The organism is Chromobacterium sp. IIBBL 290-4, from assembly GCF_024207115.1.
Taxonomy (GTDB): domain Bacteria; phylum Pseudomonadota; class Gammaproteobacteria; order Burkholderiales; family Chromobacteriaceae; genus Chromobacterium.
In genome coordinates this window covers 4,665,470-4,683,763 of record NZ_CP100128.1, presented here as the reverse complement: position 1 = coordinate 4,683,763, position 18,294 = coordinate 4,665,470, and the positions used below count along the sequence as shown (strand labels likewise).

Annotated in this window: 13 protein-coding genes; 7 read left to right on the top strand and 6 right to left on the bottom strand. The window is 64.1% G+C overall.

The window, feature by feature from the left end; translation table 11 throughout:
• Window positions 1-597: 597 nt before the first annotated feature.
• On the bottom strand, window positions 598-1,065 hold the full coding sequence (locus NKT35_RS22085) for a single-stranded DNA-binding protein (protein ID WP_254297347.1): 468 nt from the start codon (window positions 1,063-1,065) through the stop codon (window positions 598-600).
• Between the two features lie 452 nt (window positions 1,066-1,517).
• Between NKT35_RS22085 and NKT35_RS22080 the strand changes: the two genes are divergently transcribed.
• Window positions 1,518-2,192 (top strand): YiaD family glycine zipper/OmpA-like lipoprotein, encoded by a 675-nt coding sequence (locus NKT35_RS22080; RefSeq protein ID WP_254297345.1) that lies wholly within the window; start codon window positions 1,518-1,520, stop codon window positions 2,190-2,192.
• A gap of 75 nt (window positions 2,193-2,267) precedes the next feature.
• Here NKT35_RS22080 and NKT35_RS22075 read toward each other — a convergent pair whose 3' ends face one another.
• On the bottom strand, window positions 2,268-3,629 hold the full coding sequence (locus NKT35_RS22075; protein WP_254297343.1) for an MFS transporter: 1,362 nt from the start codon (window positions 3,627-3,629) through the stop codon (window positions 2,268-2,270).
• Window positions 3,630-3,803: 174 nt separating this feature from the next.
• Between NKT35_RS22075 and uvrA the strand changes: the two genes are divergently transcribed.
• The 6 genes from uvrA (at window position 3,804) to NKT35_RS22045 (ending at window position 10,347) form a co-directional block, all read left to right on the top strand.
• Window positions 3,804-6,635, top strand: a complete 2,832-nt coding sequence (gene uvrA, locus NKT35_RS22070; RefSeq protein WP_254297341.1) for an excinuclease ABC subunit UvrA — start codon at window positions 3,804-3,806, stop codon at window positions 6,633-6,635.
• Window positions 6,636-6,697: 62 nt separating this feature from the next.
• On the top strand, window positions 6,698-7,144 hold the full coding sequence (locus tag NKT35_RS22065; RefSeq protein WP_254297339.1) for a VOC family protein: 447 nt from the start codon (window positions 6,698-6,700) through the stop codon (window positions 7,142-7,144).
• A 98-nt stretch (window positions 7,145-7,242) separates the two neighbouring features.
• Complete coding sequence (locus NKT35_RS22060; protein WP_254297337.1) at window positions 7,243-7,548, top strand: thioredoxin family protein; 306 nt, start codon at window positions 7,243-7,245, stop codon at window positions 7,546-7,548.
• A gap of 103 nt (window positions 7,549-7,651) precedes the next feature.
• A complete protein-coding gene (locus tag NKT35_RS22055; RefSeq protein ID WP_254297335.1) occupies window positions 7,652-8,413 on the top strand; it encodes an ABC transporter ATP-binding protein in 762 nt (253 codons plus the stop codon).
• Window positions 8,410-9,837 carry a hypothetical protein gene (locus NKT35_RS22050; RefSeq protein WP_254297333.1) on the top strand — a complete coding sequence of 476 codons (1,428 nt, stop codon included), beginning with the start codon at window positions 8,410-8,412 and terminating at the stop codon, window positions 9,835-9,837. Before NKT35_RS22055 ends, NKT35_RS22050 begins: the two co-directional genes overlap by 4 nt.
• 129 nt (window positions 9,838-9,966) lie before the next feature.
• Entirely contained in the window at window positions 9,967-10,347 is a 381-nt protein-coding gene (locus tag NKT35_RS22045) for a hypothetical protein (protein ID WP_254297331.1), read from the top strand.
• 68 nt (window positions 10,348-10,415) lie between these two features.
• Here NKT35_RS22045 and NKT35_RS22040 read toward each other — a convergent pair whose 3' ends face one another.
• The 4 genes from NKT35_RS22040 to NKT35_RS22025 all read right to left on the bottom strand — a co-directional run bounded on the left by NKT35_RS22040 (window position 10,416) and on the right by NKT35_RS22025 (window position 18,275).
• Window positions 10,416-10,952: a P-loop NTPase family protein gene (locus NKT35_RS22040; protein WP_254297329.1), complete on the bottom strand. Its 537-nt coding sequence runs from the start codon at window positions 10,950-10,952 to the stop codon at window positions 10,416-10,418.
• Window positions 10,953-11,051: 99 nt separating this feature from the next.
• Window positions 11,052-12,197: a 50S ribosomal protein L11 methyltransferase gene (locus NKT35_RS22035; protein WP_254297327.1), complete on the bottom strand. Its 1,146-nt coding sequence runs from the start codon at window positions 12,195-12,197 to the stop codon at window positions 11,052-11,054.
• A 194-nt stretch (window positions 12,198-12,391) separates the two neighbouring features.
• A complete protein-coding gene (locus NKT35_RS22030; RefSeq protein WP_254297325.1) occupies window positions 12,392-13,711 on the bottom strand; it encodes a glycoside hydrolase family 19 protein in 1,320 nt (439 codons plus the stop codon).
• A gap of 187 nt (window positions 13,712-13,898) precedes the next feature.
• Window positions 13,899-18,275, bottom strand: coding sequence for an EAL domain-containing protein (locus NKT35_RS22025; protein ID WP_254297324.1), 4,377 nt, complete (start codon window positions 18,273-18,275; stop codon window positions 13,899-13,901).
• Between the last annotated feature and the right edge of the window lie 19 nt (window positions 18,276-18,294).

Here is an 18,294-nt window from a genome sequence, read left to right as displayed (position 1 = left end):
ACACAAAAATTTTTCCTGCTTGTCCTTGTGTTGTAATTAAACAGTAATCATTTGTGAAGTCCTGATTTGCAATCGTGCTCATCTGAGTGGGTCAGCACTGCATAGTCGGAGCCGACTGCGCGTTGTTGCCCATTCTTTTGCGACTGCTGACAGTAATCGGAGAGGGCTACCAACTCCTTCTGACTTGGGAACTGATGCTTGGCTGCCCGTTCGTCAAGTTGGATACCATGCTTAGCAAAGAAAGTGTTGTAGGCAAGGGCTAAGGCGGAGAGCCGTTGGCGGGTGCTGCTGACTTTACAGGCCCTTGGGCCGGAACTGGGCCAGGACATAACGGGTTGCGAGGGGAACTGGTAGTCCGAGGGGGCCGCCGGACACGAGCAGGGGGATGTGCTCACCGGACTGCATCCGTACTACACGAATGGAAAACGTGATCACCGCACTTCTCCTGGCTCGTCAGATGACAGGACTTTACGATAGCGGCACGGTTCCGGTGATGTAAATTTTGAACGTAAAGAAAAAGACCGGGAAAACCAAGTGCAATCTACTGATTGCACAGAGTTTTTCGGTCTTATTTAACAACTAACGATCTGGTTCCTCTCAGAACGGAATGTCGTCGTCCATGTCGTCCATGCGCGGAGCGGCTTTCGGCTCCTGGCGGCGCGGGGCGGCCGGGGCTTCCTGGCGCGGGGCCGGGGCGTTGTAGCCGTAGCCATCATCCATGCCGCCGCCCATGCCGCCGGAGGAGGCGCCCATTTCATTGCGGCCGCCTTGCAGGCTCAGTTCGTTGACGCGCACGTCCGGGGACAGGCGTTTGTTGCCGTCTTTGTCCTGCCATTCGCGCAGGGTCAGTTGGCCGTATACGGTCACTTGTTGGCCTTTGGCCAGGTAGTTCTTCAGCGATTCACCGCGCTTGCCCCATACCTGGCAGCTGAACCAGTTGGTGGACTTGCGTTCGCCGAAGCCGATGTCGCTGGCCACGCGGAACGACAGAACGGGTTCGCCGCTCGGGGTGTAGCGCAGTTCGGCGTCGGCGGCCAGGCGGCCGTCAAAGGTGATGCTGTTCATTCAATTCTCCGGATAAATTCAAACTGTTCGGCCTGCGCCATGGTCGGCATGCGCTTGTTGGGGCGGGGGCGCGGTCTGGCATCCGCTGATCTTACCCCAAACTTTTCCGCGGCAGCGGCAGCGCCTCTACCAAAAGGCCAGCTGAGCGCGGGGTCGCTTGTCGCGCATTCGCCGCATGGACCAAGCCTGGCGATTGGGGAGCATTATACACGGCTATGGTTCCGGCTCGGATGGCTTTGGAGGGAAATTTGCCGCCTTGATCCAGGCTTTATGGCGATGGATTGCGCCGGGCCGGGGCGGCAGCCAGGGCGGATGTCCGCCGCGGCGGCATTTCTTGGGTTGCGGCGGGATTGGGCGTAATCTGTAAAACAATGTGCAAGTTTGGCGAGCGGCAGGGGAACCTGTGGGCCTCCGCGCGGTCTGTTTTCGAATCTGTTTGAAAGGATGAGAGCATGATGAAGAATACGCTGGTATCGCTTTTGGTTGCCGCAAGCGTGGCGGGTTTGGGCGGCTGCGCCAATATGAGCGACACGCAGAAGGGCGTGGGCGGCGGCGCGGCCATCGGCGCCACTGTGGGCGCGGCCATCGGCGCCTTGACGGCGGGCGGCCATAGCGGCCGCAGCGCGGCTACCGGCGCGGCCATCGGCGGCCTGCTGGGCGCGGGCGGCGGCTATATGTGGTCGCAGCACATGCAGAAGCAGAAAGAGGCGATGGAGCAGGCCACCAAGGGCACCGGCATAGGCGTGAGCCAGACTGCCGACAACCGCTTGAAGATCAATATCCCTAGCGACGCCTCCTTTGACACCGGCAGCTACGCGCTCAAGCCCAGCCTGAAGCCGGTGCTGGACAAGCTGGCGACGACGCTGCAGCAAAACCCGGTGACCTCGGTCAACATCATCGGCCATACCGACAACACCGGCACCGACGCCATCAACGAGCCGCTGTCGATCAACCGCGCCAAGGCGACGCAGAGCTATATCGCGTCCCGCGGGGTGGACATCGGCCGCATCGGCATAGACGGCAAAGGCTCGCGCGAGCCGGTGGCCGACAATGGCACCGTGTCCGGCCGGGCGATGAACCGCCGCGTGGAAATCTACGTGGCCGAGCCGGCGCAGCCGCAGAAGTAATCATCCGGCTGCGGATGTAACAAGGGCGGTCCCGCTGTGCAGCGGGCCGCCCTTGTTGTTTGCAGCCATCCGGGTTTAGAAGGTGGCGGCGATCAGGCGCTTCACTTCCGTTTCATCCCATTGCTGTTGCGATACCTTGAGATAAGCCACGCGGTCGGCCAGAACCACCACGGCCTCGTGCACGCCGGCCACGCTGGCCAACTCGTGCGATAGGGTGTCCGCGTCGCCATGCCAGGCTTCGCCGATATGGAACATCACCGAGCGCACCGCTTTGGGCGGCTGCATGCCTAACGACCATACCAGCCAGGACAGCATCAGCAGCGTGGTGAAGCCGAACACGCCGGCCGGGCCGTAGTGGCTGTACAGCCAGCCGCCGGCCGCCGCGCCCAGGAACAGGCCGAAGGATTGCGAGGTGTTGTACACGCCGATGGCGGTGCCCTTGGCGTCGGCCGGGGCGATCTTGGAGATCAGCGAGGGCAGGGTGGCTTCCAGGATGTTGAAGGCGATGAAATACAGCGACAGCCAGATGGCGATCATCCAGAAACTGTCCAGCGCCAGCGCCATGCCCAGCTGGGCGGCGGTCATCAGCGCGATGGCGCCGACGAAAACCTGCTTGAGCTTGGCCTTCTTTTCGCCGTAAATGATGGCCGGCACCATCAGGATGAAGCCGATCACCGTTACCGGCAGGTAAACCTGCCAGTGCTGGGATTTGTCCAGATGGGCGGTTTTGATCAGCGCGAAGGGCACGGTGACGAACATGGCCATCTGCGCCGCGTGCAGCGCGAAGATGCCGTAATTGAGGCGCAGCAGCTGGCTGTTTTTCAACACGGCCGGCAGGCGCTTGGCGTTGGCTTCGGTGTCCGAATGGAAACGGGACTGCACCGGGTCCGGGATGATTAGCCACACGCCTATCAGCGCGGCCAGCGATAGCGCGCCGGTGAGGGCGAAGATGCCGTTGACGCCTATGTATTTGGCCAGGATGGGGCCCAGCACCAGGCTGGCGGCGAAGGTGGTGCCGATGGACATGCCTATCATCGCCATCGCCTTGGTGCGGTTTTCTTCGCGGGTCAGGTCGGCCAGCAGGGCGGTGATGGCGGCGGAGATGGCGCCGGCGCCCTGGATGACCCGGCCTATGGTCAGCGTGGCGATATCGTGCGCGCCGGCGGCGACGAAGCTGCCCAGCGCAAACAGGATCAGGCCGCCGTAGATCACCTTTTTGCGGCCGATGCGGTCGGACAGCATGCCCAGCGGCAGCTGCAGAATGGCCTGGGTCAGGCCGTAGCTGCCCAGTGCCAGGCCGATCAGGGTATGGTTGTCGGCGCCTTGCAGCGTTTTGGCGTAAAGCGCGAAGACGGGCAGAATCAGAAACATGCCCAGCATGCGCAAGGCGTAGATACCGGCCAGCCCCAGGCTGGCCCGCAATTCGGTGGCGTTCATGCGGTAATCGAGATTCGTTGGCGGTGTTGGGTTCTGGTTTTAACGACCTGGAGGGCAAAAGGATGACGCGGAAACCACGAGTTTGACGCCATTCCCGCACAGATGGGTGGAGCCTGCCCGGTCAAGTCGGGTATATTAACAGGTTCCCTGACCGACGGTGAGTAACAGCTTCTTATGGACAGCATCCGCATCCGTGGCGCCCGCACCCACAATCTGAAGAACATCAATCTCGATCTGCCGCGCCATCAGCTGATCGTGATTACCGGCCTGTCCGGCTCCGGCAAGTCCTCGCTCGCCTTCGACACCCTGTACGCCGAGGGCCAGCGCCGCTACGTGGAAAGCCTGTCGGCCTACGCGCGCCAGTTTTTGCAGCTGATGGAAAAGCCCGATGTGGATTTGATCGAGGGCTTGAGCCCGGCCATCTCCATCGAGCAGAAGGCCACCAGCCACAACCCGCGCTCCACCGTCGGCACCGTCACCGAAATTCACGACTATCTGCGCCTGCTGTTCGCCCGCGTGGGCGATCCGCATTGCCCGGAGCACGGCGAGCCATTGTCCAGCCAGACCGTCAGCCAGATGGTGGACCACGTGCTGGCGCTGCCGGAAGAAACGCGGATGATGATCCTGGCGCCGGTCATCGTCGGCCGCAAGGGCGAGAACCTGGACCTGTTCGACGACCTGCGCGCGCAGGGCTTTGTCCGCGTGCGGGTGGACGGCGAGGTGTACGAGCTGGACGCGGTGCCCAAGCTGGACAAGAACAAGAAGCACACCATCGAGGTGGTGATAGACCGCCTCAAGGTGCGCGCCGATATGCAGCAACGCCTGGCCGAGAGCTTCGAGACCGCGCTGCGCCACGCCGAGGGCCGTGCCATCGCTGTGGAAATGGATAGCGGCAAGGAGCACTGGTTCTCGGCCAAGTTCGCCTGCCCGGTGTGCAGCTACAGCCTGCCGGAGCTGGAGCCGCGGTTGTTCTCGTTCAACAATCCGATGGGCGCCTGTCCCAAGTGCGACGGCCTGGGCGAGATCACCTTCTTCGATCCCAAGCGCGTGGTGGCGCATCCGGAGCTGAGCCTGGCCTCCGGCGCGATCAAGGGCTGGGACAAGCGCAACCAGTTCTACTACCAGATGCTGCTGGCGCTGGGCGAGCATTACGATTTCTCGGTCAATGATCTGTCTTTCGAAGACTTGCCGGAGAAGGTCAAGCATGTGGTGCTGCATGGTTCCGGCCGCGACAGCATCGAGTTCAGCTATATGTCGGAGAAGGGCACCAAGTTCAGCCGCGCCCATCCCTTCGAGGGCATCATTCCCAATCTGGAGCGCCGCTACCGCGAAACCGACTCTATGGCGGTGCGCGAGGAGCTGGCCAAGTATCAAAACAACCAGGCCTGCCCGCATTGCAGCGGCTCGCGTCTGCGGCTGGAGGCGCGCCATGTGTTCATCGGCAAGCGCACCCTGCATGACATCAACCAGCTGCCGCTGAAGGATACCGCGGCCTTTTTCGACGGCCTGGAGTTCACCGGCCAGAAACAGGCGGTGGCGGAAAAGATCGTCAAGGAAATCCGCGAGCGGGTGTCCTTCCTCAATAATGTGGGTCTGGATTACCTGAACCTGTCCCGTTCCGCCGATACCTTGTCCGGCGGCGAGGCGCAGCGCATCCGGCTGGCCAGCCAGATCGGCTCCGGCCTGACCGGCGTGATGTATGTGCTGGACGAGCCGTCCATCGGCTTGCACCAGCGCGACAACGACCGCCTGCTGGGCACGCTGAAGCGGCTGCGCGACCTGGGCAATAGCGTGATCGTGGTGGAGCACGACGAAGACGCCATCCGCGAGGCGGACTACCTGGTGGATATGGGCCCCGGCGCCGGCGAGCACGGCGGCGAGGTGCTGGTGTCCGGCACGCCGGATGAAGTGGCGGCTTGCGAAAACTCGGTCACGGGCGCCTTCCTGTCCGGCCGCCGCAAGATCGCCCTGCCGGGCGGCCGCCGCGAGCTCTCCGAGGAGCGCATGCTGCAATTGATCGGCGCCACCGGCAATAATCTGAAGGATGTGACGCTGAACCTGCCGCTGGGCGGCCTGGTGTGCATCACCGGCGTGTCCGGCTCCGGCAAGTCCACGCTGATCAACGACACGTTGTACAAGATCGCCGCGCGCGACCTGAACGGCGCCAGCGAAGAGCCGTCGCCGTACCGCGAGATCAAGGGCCTGGATCAGCTGGACAAGGTGATCAACGTCGACCAGAGCCCGATCGGCCGCACGCCGCGCTCCAACCCGGCCACCTATACCGGCCTGTTCACGCCGATACGCGAGCTGTTCTCCGGCGTGCCGCTGGCGCGCGAGCGCGGCTATGGTCCGGGCCGCTTCTCCTTCAACGTCAAGGGCGGCCGCTGCGAGGCCTGCCAGGGCGACGGCGTCATCAAGGTGGAAATGCACTTCCTGCCGGACATCTACGTGCCTTGCGACGTTTGCCACGGCAAGCGCTACAACCGCGAGACGCTGGAAGTGCATTACAAGGGCAAGAGCATCCAGGAAGTGCTGGAGATGACGGTGGAGCAGGCGTTGGAATTCTTCGCCGTGGTGCCGCCGGTGGCGCGCAAGCTCAAAACCTTGATGGACGTGGGCCTGGGCTATATCCGCCTGGGCCAGAGCGCCACCACGCTGTCCGGCGGCGAGGCGCAGCGGGTGAAGCTGGGCCTGGAACTCTCCAAGCGCGATACCGGCCGAACGCTGTATATTCTGGACGAGCCGACCACCGGCTTGCACTTCCACGATATCGACCTGCTGCTGCAAGTGCTGCATCGCCTGCGCGAGAGCGGCAACACCGTGGTGGTGATCGAACACAATCTGGACGTGGTCAAGACCGCGGACTGGCTGATCGACTTGGGGCCGGAGGGTGGCGCCGGCGGCGGCCAGATTCTGGTCAGCGGCACGCCGGAGCAAGTGGCGGCCCATCCGGCCAGCCACACCGGCCGTTACCTGGCGCCGCTGCTGGCGCGGGATCAGGGCTGATAGACTAAAACGATGCGCCGGCCGCGGCCGGCGCCAGACACACGGCACATCAAGAGGTAGGCATGCTGAGCTTAGGCAAAATCGATCACATCCATATCCGCGTCAAGGACGTGGCTGTCGCCCTGAAATGGTATCAGCGCGTGCTGGGGCTGACTCAGGACGCCCGCTATAAGACCGACGGCGAGCATAACAACGCCATGCTGGCCAATGCCAGCGGCAATGTGCGGCTGGCGCTCAGCGAAGACGCCGACGCGGCGCCGTCCGGCGCGCAGGGCGCGGTGGCCTTCGTGGTCAGCGGCCAGGAGTTCGTCGAATGGATAGACCAACTGGCCGGCGAGCGCGTGGTCAACCGCGAAGGCCAGAGCATCGCCCGCGATTCGGTGCGCGATCACCGTTTCTTCTGCGCGCTGTCCTTCGTCGACCCCTTCGGCAATCCGTTCGAGATCGTCAGCTACGACCACACCTGGCTGGTGGGCAAGCTGAAGCTGGGCAGCCCGTTGGCGGTTTGAGCGCTGACTGGGGCCTTGGCTGCCGGCTTGCCGGCGCAGTCCATCCGGACCACACTGAAAACACCCGCGTATTGCGGGTGTTTTGCATGGAGCGCGCAATGAACCATTATCGATCAGACCACCCCGGCGCCGACGAGGTGGCGGCGCTGCCGGGCTTGACGCTGCTGGAGTTCGGCATCGACAGCTGCCCGCATTGCCAGCGTTCCCGGCCTTTGCTCGACGCGTTTCTGGCTACGCATCTGGAGGTGCGGCATCTGGCGCTGGAGGACGGGCGCGGCCGGCGTCTGGGGCGGCAGTTCGGCGTCAAGCTGTGGCCGACTTTCATTCTGCTGCGGGAGGGAAAGGAAGCCGGCAGGGCGGTCCGGCCTGCGGACGCGCAGGCCTTGAACCTTCTCGACGGCTAGCGCGGAGCGGAGGAGCCTGTCAGTCACATTGCCTTTTGATGACGTTTGATTAAAATATGGATTCCCAAACGACATATGGCCGGCATCCGGCCCGAGGTGGCAATTGAATCAGGCAATCCAGACGGACCGCGCGGAATGGGCCTTGCGGATGCGGGAGGTCAACAAAAGCTTTGGCCGTCCGGTGATCCAGGGCATGAATCTCAACGTCAGGCGTGGGGAGTTCTATACCCTGCTAGGGGCCAATGGGGCCGGCAAAACCACGACCTTGAGAATGGCCGTGGGGCTGACCCAAGCGGACAGCGGAGAAATCCAGCTGCTTGGGCGCGATCTCAAGACCGAGGCGCGGGAAATCAAGCAACGCTTGGCGTTTCTGCCGGACGAGCCCTTGCTGTACGACAAACTCAAGCCGCTGGAGTATCTGGAGTACGTCGCCGGTTTGTGGGGCATGCAGCCGGCGCGGGCGCAGGAAAAGGCGGTCGAGCTGATCAATTGGTTAGGCCTGTCCGCGGTGGTGGACGAGGTGGCGGACGGATTTTCGCGCGGCATGCGGCAAAAGCTGGCCTTGGCGGGCGCTTTGATCCATGAGCCGGAATTGATCATTCTCGATGAGCCCTTGACCGGGCTGGACGCGGCGGCGGCGAAACAGGTCAAGGACTTGCTGCAAAGCCATGTCGAAACAGGCGGCACCGTGATTTTCAGCACCCACATCATGGAAGTGGCTGAGAGGCTGGCGCAGCGCATAGGCATTATCCGCGATGGCAGGCTGCTGGCCGAGGGAACCTTGGATGCCTTGCGCAGCCAGCTGGGCTGGGCGCAGGGGTCGCTTGAAGATGTGTTTCTGGAAATGACGGGGCAGGCGGCATGAGGATAGCGTTCAAGCCCGCCAGCTTGCCGTGGCTGGTGTGGCAGGAGTGTCGTTTGTGGTGGCTGGACTCCTCCAGCGTCAAGCCGCGCAAAGAGGGCGGGCAGCGGCGGATATCCTGGCTGCGTTCCCCCTGGATAATTTTTTTGTTGCTGTTTAGCCATGGAATGATTTGGGCGATCTACCGCAATATCCCAGATCAGGTGTGGCAGCCTTCCACGTTGACCGTGCAGTTGCTGGGCATTGCGATTTTGATGGGTTTGCAAGGCTTCAAGTCGGCTTGCGACATGCTGGGCGGACAAGGCGACCTGACTTTGCTGCGCATGTCGCCGGTGGATGAGCGGGAGATCTTCGTCTCCAAGCTGGCGGGCTTGGCGCTGGTGCTGTGTTTTTCCTGGTCGTTTGTCTTGCCTCCCATCGCCAATGTGCAGGCGGCGCGCGGCCACTGGGGGTGGCTCGCCCTGTATGGCGTCTTGCCCTTGATGTCGGTGATGGTCGCCTGCTTCTCCATGGCGGCGGCGCTGTGGTTGATGCGGCGGCTGGGCATCCGGCGCATGTCGCGCTATGGGCAGATATTGGGCATGGCGCTGGGGCTATTGGTGTTTTTGTTGTTTCGGGGCATGACTGCTTCGGATGGCGGCGTTGTGCTTTATCGCTGGCATCAGGGGTGGCAGGTTGATGAAACCAGCTGGTGGTGGTGGCCCGGCCGCGCGGCGCTGGGCGATCCGCTCGCGCTGGTCTTGTGGCTGGCGCTGGCGGCCGGCGGATTGGCGCTGTGCCGTCAGCGCCTGTATCGGGCATTCGTCGATGGCATCGCCGCCATGCAGTCGGCAGGCGCGGCGCAGCCGCGGAAACGCGCGCGTACGGCGCTGGCTTTCGCCGCCCCGTTTTGGGCCATCGCGATCAAGGATTGGCGGATTCTGAGGCGCAATCCGCCGGCCCTGATGCAGGCCCTGGTGGAGATGGTGTACTTGCTGCCGGTGTCGATAGGCTTGCTTGGCGGGGCAAATTGGGTTGAAAAGAGCGCGGGACTGGCGATTTTCCTGATCGGCCTTCTGGCCTGCGATCTGCATGGCAAATTGCGCTTGCTGGATCAGGCCGCCGATCTGGCCGGCGTGTCGCCTGCGCCGCGTGCCCGGCTGGGGCAGGCGCGCGCGCTGGCGGTTTCGCTGCCGCTGCTGGCGCTCTTGCTCCCCTGGCGGGGATGGGCGGCCAGGCAAGGCGTCTTGCCCGCTCTGGCGCTAGCGGCGTGCGGCTTGGCCGCCGTGGGCTGCGGCAATGGGATTTGCCTGGTCTTGGGCAAACCGACGGAAAGCCGGCGCAAGGGCTATCTGGGCAATATGGGCATGGCCTGCATCTTCACCAGCATGTTGGTTTCCTTGCTATTGGGCGTAGGGGCTTACTTTGGGGTGCGGGGTTCGATTTAATGCCGGCTTTGCAGGAAACCCCTCCGGTTTTATCCGTTTTTTAAGGCGATTTGGATATCTTGCATGCCCGTCCCGCCAAAGGTCGTCGCAAGGGGCGATGGCTGGCTGGAACATTGTCAGGAGATATCCATGTTTGAAATCGGCAAAAGCTATAACCGCGAAGAGATCCACGCCGTGGTCGGCGGCAACAAGCACTCCTACTTGCCGCGCAAGAAGGGCAAGGTGGTGGCCGCCTGCCTGCGCCCGGACCTGAACCCGGACGCGCCGAACGTGATTCTGTGTAATTCCTGCCCGCCGGAGCGCGCGGCCGGGGAGCAACTGGCTCGCCAGGGCGGCGTGATTCCGGTGTTTCTGAAGGAAACCGCCAGCAGTTGGAAGTATCAAGGCATGTTCCGCGTGGTCAGCAGCGAGACCCATCCGGATATTTGCGCGCCGCACGCGGCCCGCAGCGCCTGGACTGCAGGGCAGATCAAGCAGGTGCTGACGCTGGAGAAGCAGGTGCAATTCTGAAATGAAGCGAAAGAGCGGGCCGGGTGCCGTGGTTGAGCGGCGTCCGGCCTGTTCGCGTTGAGGCGGGGCTAGGCGGCCGCCTGGCGCAGAAAGCGTTCGGCTTCGGCCGGCGAGCGGAAATGCCGCCAGCGCAGTTGCGGGTAGTCGGCTTGCGCTTTGGCGCGGCCGAAATCGGCGCGCAGGCGGCCATGGCTGGTGGCTACCCAGCGCAGAATGGAGTCGCGCGACAGGAAGCTCTGGCGAAACGATTCGCGGTTGCCGTGCCACAGCTCCCTGCGGCTGATGCAGCGCCCCAGCGTGCGCCGGACCGCGCGGAAAAAGACCAGCGGGAAGTCGTAGTCCAGCCAGATGATGTCGGTGGCGCGCGTCCAAAGCAGGCGGCGCGCCGCGCTGTAATTGCCGCTGATGATCCAGCTGGGCTGATCGGCGGCGTGCCGGACTGACTGCAGGAAGTTTTCGGCGGGACGGGGCGTCCAGTCGGGGCCCCAGTACAGCGGGTCGAGGTCGGCGGCGGGGATGCCGGTGGCCCGGGACAGCTTGCCGGCGAAGGTGGTTTTGCCGGAGCAGCTGCAGCCTACGATCAGAATGCGTTTGGCGTCGGTCATGGCGGGGCTCGGGGTGGGAGGGGCGCTGATTCTAGCCGCGCTGGCGCGCCCGGTAAATTCCTTTTGCATAAAAGGGCCGGCAAGCCGGCCCTTTGTCGCTTATTTGACGCCCAGCCGCCACAAGCTGGTGATTTCGGCCCGGCGCGCCGCGCTCAGTCCGTCGGTTTGCTCCACCGCTTTCTTGTGGCTGGGTTTGACGTCCAGCCGGCCCAGCACCGTGAGGCCGGCCTGGTCTATCCATTGCAGCAGTTGCTCGCGCGAACGCAGGCCCAGGTGCTCGGCCAGGTCGGACAGGATCAGCCAGCCTTCGCCGCCTGGCAGCAGGTGCGCCGCCAGGCCATCCAGGAAGCCGCGCAGCATGGCGCTGTCGGGGTCGTAGACCGCGTATTCGATCGCCGAGCTGGGTTTGGCCGGCAGCCAGGGCGGGTTGCACACCGCCAGCTGCGCCCGGCCTTCCGGGAATAGGTTGGCGCGTTGCAGCGCCACCTGGCCGTCCAGCTGCAGGCGCTGCAGATTGTCGGCGGCGCAGGCCAGCGCGCGCGGGTCCTGGTCGGTGGCCACTACGCGGGCCACGCCGCGCTTGGCCAGCAGCGCCGCCAGCACGCCGCTGCCGGTGCCGATGTCGAAGGCCAGCTCCGTCCCAGGCAGCGGGGCGTCGGCCGCTAGGTCGACGTATTCGCCGCGTATCGGCGCGAACACGCCGTAATGCGGATGGATGCGGGCGGCTAGCGCCTTCACTTCCACGCCTTTCTTGCGCCATTCGTGCGCGCCTATCAGGCCCAAGAGCTCGCGCAGCGACACCAGCGAGGCTTCGTCGCCTTCGCCGTACGCCTCCTGGCAGGCCTGGCGCAAGTCGGGCGCGCGCCGCAGCGGGATGGCGTAGTCGGCGTCCAGCGGCAGCACCAGCCGCGACAAGATCTGCGCGCGGCGGCCCTGCGCCTGGCGGTGCAGGTGGAAGGACTCCAGCGGCGTGGCGCCGGGTTTGGCGCCCTTGCGGTCCACGCGCCGCGCCAATGCCTGCAGCAACTGGCGGGCGTTCTGGTAGTCGCCGCGCCACAGCAGGGTGCCGCCTTCGCAGGCCAGCTTGTAGGCGGCGTCGGCGGACAGGTTGTCGTCGGCGATTACGATGCGTTTGGGCGGCGGCAGTCCGGCTTCGGAGCGCCAGCGGGCGCTGCGTTCGGCGCCGGCTTCCTGCCAATGCGCGGTGGGGTGGTCGGCGGCGCCGGGCTGCGGTGTCTGGGTCATGTCTTGCGGTCGAAAAAGTTGGCCAAAGGCGGGTTCGCGTCAGCGCAGGGCCATAAGGGGCGGCTCGCCGCGAGGCGGCGGGCTTGGGTGTGCGGGACTGCGGGGAAGGGCTGAATGGTAAACGCAATGCGCGCGGCCGTCACCTGGAAAACGCGCCGGACGACGCGGGCGGACCGTCCGGCGCGGCAGCGGGCTTATTGCAGCTTGATGCCCCAGTTGTCCTCCACGCAGTGCTGGTAGTTGCCGGCCTGTAGCGCGCTGTACGGCGTCTGGTAGCTGACCAGCTGGCACTGGTAGTCGTCGCCCCATTTCCAGTCTTTTTCCCAGTAGATGTTGTAGGCGGCGGAGCTGGCGGCGGTGAAGCGCTGCATATTGGCGCAGGACAGCTGCTCGGCGCCGTAGTCCCAGCCCAGGTCGTGGGCGAACTGCTTGTAGTAGTCGATGCGGTTTTGAGCGGCCTGGCGCTCGGTGCCGCCGCCGCATTCGCCGTTGATGATCTGGATGGTGGTGGCGAAGTTGTTGCCGGCGCCGGCGGCGATGTCGGCGGCGTTCGGCACCCAGGTGCCGTCTATCACATGCAGCATCGACGGCTTGGGCGGCTGCGGGTAGACGAAGAAGAAGGTGGCGGAGGCCAGGTTGAGCCAAGTGCTAGCCACCAGGTCCGGGTTTTGCAGCAGCACGGACTGGTCGCCGTTGTTCATCGCCTGCGAGAACGGGCCGTAGTTGTAGTTGTAAGACAGCTGCTTGGCGCCGCGGCCGAAATACTTCTTCCAGCTGCCGTCGGCATTCTTGCCGCAAGTCCATACCTTGTTGAACACCGGGTCGTCGCATTCGGTGTTGTAGCCGCAGCCGGGGCCGGTGTCGGTGCAGCCCATTTCGCGCAGATAGGCCAGGCCCTGGCGCCATTGCGGAATGGTGTCGCTGGCGTCGTGGTTGCCGGTTTCCTGGGCAAAGTGGGCGAACATGGTGGCCAGGCTGTGGCGGCAGATGGCGTCGGCGTCGCGGCCGTCGCTGTAGTCGTCGCAGACGGCCGGGAATTTGGCCACCGCCTGCAGGAAGCGGGTGTAAGTGTAGCTGGGGTCGCGGCGGGTGAAGTAGTAGTCCCATTTGGCCGACGGCAACAGCCGCTCCACGCGGCGCACGTTGAGCGGATTGGCGGCGCGGCCGGGCGACACCAGTTCCACCTGGTCGCTGGGCAGGGTGCGGATGGAGGCTTTCACCTTGCGGAAAAAGTCGTTGTTGGTCAGGTCCGCCTCATGCTGCAAGGCTTGCTGCAAGGTGGGGATGGTCGGCGCGGCGTCATCCAGCTTGCGCAGCGTGCCGCCGACATGGGCGATCCAGGAGCCCTTGGGATTGGCGCCCGGTGTTTCGCCGCGGGTGGGCCACTTGGCTTGCCAGCTCTTGCCTTGCCATTGCACGACTTGGCCTTTTTGATAGGGGGCTTGGGCATTCCATGGCGCGGCGAGCGCAGGCAGGGACAGCAGCAACAGGGCAAGCGGGAAAAACGGCTTCATGTCGGCTCCTCTTTGAGTGGGGCGCGTCTGGCGCGCTTAATACCACTATGGAACCATTTTTTGATATGTCAAATGCAAATTCAAAATGGCTATCTTATTGCTTTGACTGAGGTCATTTGGGTTCAGGCAAGGCTTGCGCATTCCCGCGACGCCGTTCTGGCGTGGTGGCGGAGGCTGTGCGGCGGATTCAAAGAGAGTAGGGCATCGGCACGCCGCCGATTTTCAGCAGGCTGGCGAACTCATTGGCTTGCATGGGCTTGGCGTAGAGATAGCCTTGGCCGTATTGGCAGCCGGCGTCGATCAGGAAGCGCCGTTGCTCCTCGTTTTCCACGCCTTCCGCCACCAGTTCCAGCCGCAGGCTGCGCGCCAGCGAAATGATGGCCTGGCAGATGGCGGTGTCGTTCTCGTTGTAGGGCAGGCCGCGGACGAAGGATTGATCGATTTTCAGCGTCTGGATGGGCAATTGCTTGAGGTAGGACAGCGAGGAGTAGCCGGTGCCGAAATCGTCTATGGACAGGCTGACGCCCAGTTCGCGCAGGCCGGCCAGCACTTTCAGGCTCTCGTCCGGATTGTGCATGATGAAATTCTCAGTCACCTCCAGGTCTATCATCGCCGGTGGGATCTGATAGTCGGCCAGCGCTTGGCGCAGGGTTTCCCGTATCGGCGCGCGATGGATCTGCGGCCCGGCGATATTGATGCTGATGACGCCGGGCGACAGGCCGGCGTTGAGCCAGCCGCGGATGATCTGGCAGGCGCGTTCTATGATCCAGCCGCCGATGGGAATGATCTGTCCCGTCTCTTCGGCCAGCGGGATGAAGGTTTCCGGGCCAACCTGGCCCAGCGTGGGGTGCTGCCAGCGCAGCAGCGCTTCGGCGCCGATCAACTGGCCGCTCTCCAGCAGGAATTTGGGCTGGAACACCAGGTAAAGCTCCTTGCGCTCCAGCGCCATCCGCAGCTCCTGCTCCATGTGGACGCGCTGGATCGCCCGCCGGGTCAGCTCCTCGGTATAAAAGCGGAAGCAGCCTTTGCCCTCGGCCTTGGCCTGATACATCGCGGTGTCGGCGTTGCGCATCAGCGTTTCGGCGTCCAGTCCGTCGCGCGGGTACATGCTGATGCCCAGGCTGCACGTCACCATCATCTCCTGGCCGCCCAGCCAGAACGGCTGGTTGCAGGATTGGACGATCTTGTTGGCGACGTCGATCACCGGGTAATCGGCCTTCTGGTTTTCCAGCACCACCACGAACTCGTCGCCGCCTATCCGCGCCACGGTGTCGTTGGTGCGCAGGCAAGCGGTCAGCCGCTCCGCCACTTCGATCAGCAAGGTATCGCCGGCGCTGTGGCCGCGGGTGTCGTTGATCTGCTTGAAATTATCCAGGTCGATGAACATCACCGCCACGCGGCGATGCTCGCGCTTGGCGTTGAGCAGGGCGTGATCCAGCCGCGACAGGAACAGCAGCCGGTTGGGCAGACGGGTAAGGGAGTCGTAGTGGGCCAGTTGCTCCAGCTCGCTCTCCGAGCGTTTGATCTGGCTGATGTCGGAAAACACGCCGACATAGTTGGTGACGTCGCCGGTATCGTTGTGCACGGCGGTGATGCTCAGCCATTCCGGGTAGACCTCGCCATTTTTGCGGCGGTCCCAGATTTCGCCTTGCCAGGTGCCGGTGGCCCGTATGCTTTGCCACATGTCCTGGTAAAAACGCTGGTCGTGTTGGCCCGAGTTGAGCGTGGCCGGCGTCAGGCCGATGATTTCGTCGCGGCTGTAGCCGGTGATGTCGCTGAAGGCGCGGTTGACATCTAGGATGCGGGTTTGGCGATCGGTGATGATCACGCCTTCCACCGTGTTTTCATAGACGGTGGCCGACTGGCGCAAACGCATCTCCAGCCGCTTGCTTTCAGTGATGTCCTGCACGGTGCCGGCGATGCGGCTGGCGTGGCGCTTGTCGCGGGATTCGATGATGGCCTGCACGCGCACGATGCGTTCTTCGCCGCCGCTGCGCAGAATCCGCAATTCCAGCGAGAAAGGCGCCAGCCGCCGCAGCGCGCGGCGGAAGGCATGGCGCGCGGCGGGGAGGTCTTCGGCATGCACCATCTGGCGCAGCAACTCGTAGCTGATGTGTTGCTGCCCGGCGGCAAGGCCGAGGATAGCGTAGGTTTGCTCCGACCAGAACAGTTTGTCTTGGCGGGGCTCCCATTCCCAATTGCCGACTTGGGCGATGCGCTGGGCTTCGATCAGGCGGCGGCGGTTGTCGTCCAGCTCCCGGTTGCGCAGGTATTTTTCTATCCAGTTGGCCAGGATGTCGGCCACGGATTGCAGCATTCTGCCTTCCAGCCACAGCCATTGCCGCGGGGCGTTTTTGCAGTCGGCCGCCAGGATGCCCCGCAGTTCGCCATGCTGGCGGATGGGCGCCAGCATGATGGCGGCGCTGTCCAGCCGCCGCAAGGCCTCCGTGGCCGCCTCGGCTTCTGGCGGCAGGGAGCGGGCATCGTTGATGGCCAGAATGCCGTTGTGGCGGAGCTGGGATTCCAGCCAATAAAGCTTGTGGCGCTCCAGCGTCAGCTGGCGGCGCTGGGGCGTCGCCGGGGACGCGCTCCACTCATGGGTGTAGGCCAAAATATTGCCGGCTTGCGCGGGCTGCAGCAAAAAGCAGCTGTCGGCGCCGAGAAAACGCCCCACCCGCTCCAGCATGTCGCCCATCCGCTCCCACAGGCTGTCGATCTCCAGCCGGGACAGCTCGTCGGTCATCGAGGAGAGCAGGGACAGGATGTCCAGATGGCGCTTGAGCAGTTGCTCGGCCTCCCGCCGGTCGGTGACGTCATGCGCCACCAGCATCAGCAGCTGACGCCCGGAGTCGAATAGCGGCGAAATGCGCAGGTCGGCATGCAAGGATTTGCCATCCGGCTTGCGCAAAATGGCGGCGCTGTCCAGCGGCAGGGTTTGCCGGTCTTGGCATTGGCGGATCTTCTGCAGCAGCTCAGGCGGCAGCAGGCGCGTCATGTCGAGCTGTTCCAGCCGCGGCTCCGGCATCCCCAGCAGGTCGAAAATCGCCGGATTGGCGTAAACGGGCGTCAGCGCGGGCCCCTCCATGACGATGATGGCGTCGTGAATGGCTTCGACCATGGCGCGCAGCCGCGTTTCGGATTCTTGCAGGGCGGCTTCGCGCCGCTTGCGCCCGGCAATGTCGCGAAAACTGGCCAGGCAGCCGCCGTCGGGCAGGCGAACGGCATGAATCTCGACATCGAATAGCTGGCGATCCTGGCTTTGCAGCGTCCATTCGCTCAGCAGTTTGCCCTGCGGCGGCAGTTCGCTGATTTCGCGCCACTGCGCGAAGGCAGCCTGGGCCGGGCATAGTTTGGCCAAGGGCAATTGGGCCAAGGCGTCGTTGTCGTAGCCGGTGAGCGAGCGGGCGGCCGCGTTGGCGTAGCGGCACAGGCCCTGCGGCGTGGTCAGGATGATGGCGTCGGCGGCATGTTCCAGCGCCTGGCCTAGCTCGTCTCGCCATCGCCCGGCTTGGCGCGCGTCTTTCAGCCTGGGCAGGATCAGACTGAGCAGGTCCGTCAGTTGGCGGAACCGCAGGCGCTCTTCTTCGTCGAATGCCGGCGCGCCGGCGCTGCCATCGGGATGGCGGGGATAGCATAAGGCGATCTCGCCGGATTCGGCGCCGCCTTCGAAGAGCGGCAGGCTCAGCATGGCGTCTTGTTCGCGGAATCCGCTGCTGGCGGATTGTAGCGCGCCATAACGGATCCGGGCCGCCGCGTACTGGGGGTGGCGCAAGCATGCCGGCAGCAATTGGCAGGCGGTTTGCATCGCCTTGAGCAAGTCGGTTTCTTCGAGCAGCAATTTCATCAGCTGCAATTGGGTGGCGGTTTGCTTGAGCTTGCCGTCCTGCTGCGTCAGCATGCCTTCCAGCGACTCTTCGCGCTGATGCTCCGCGCTGATGTCCAGGCAAAAGCGCAGATAGCAGCCATCCTGTTTCAGCCGGGGCGTGGCGATTTCCTTGACCCAGAAAAGCGGCTGCGCCTCGGCGCGCAAGCGATAGGCGAGCTGAAACCCCAAGCCTGTTTTCAGCGCATGCGCTATCGTTTGGCGGCGCCGTTCCCGATCGTCGGGGTGAATGGCCTCATCCCAGAGGGGCAAAGGCGGAGCGGGAGAGTGGGCGAACAGCTGATGCCAATGGCGGGAGCAGACGATGCGCTCGTCGGTGGTGAAGGTGATCCACAGCAGGCCGGGCAGGCTTTCGGCCAAACTGCGCAGCCGGGATTCGATTTCCCGGCTGGCGTCTTCCAGCAAGCCCGCGGCGCCTTCCGCGCCGGGGATGCGTTTGGCCTGCGCATCCAGCCAGCCGGGGAGGGCGCGCCAGTCTGGCGGGTCGCCGGGGGGCGAGCTGTCGAAATGGCTGCTGGCGTAGCCTATGGCCTCGCTCAGCAGCGCATCCAGCTCGAAGGGCGGCGCGCCGGCGACATAGGCCTCTTTGAGGCGGTCCAGTTTTTCCAGAAACTGGCGATGCGTCTGGTCCGTTTCGGCGTGACCGGTGCGGTAGGCCTCGCGCCAGCTGAAGATCGACATGCTCCTCCCGGTTGGCCAT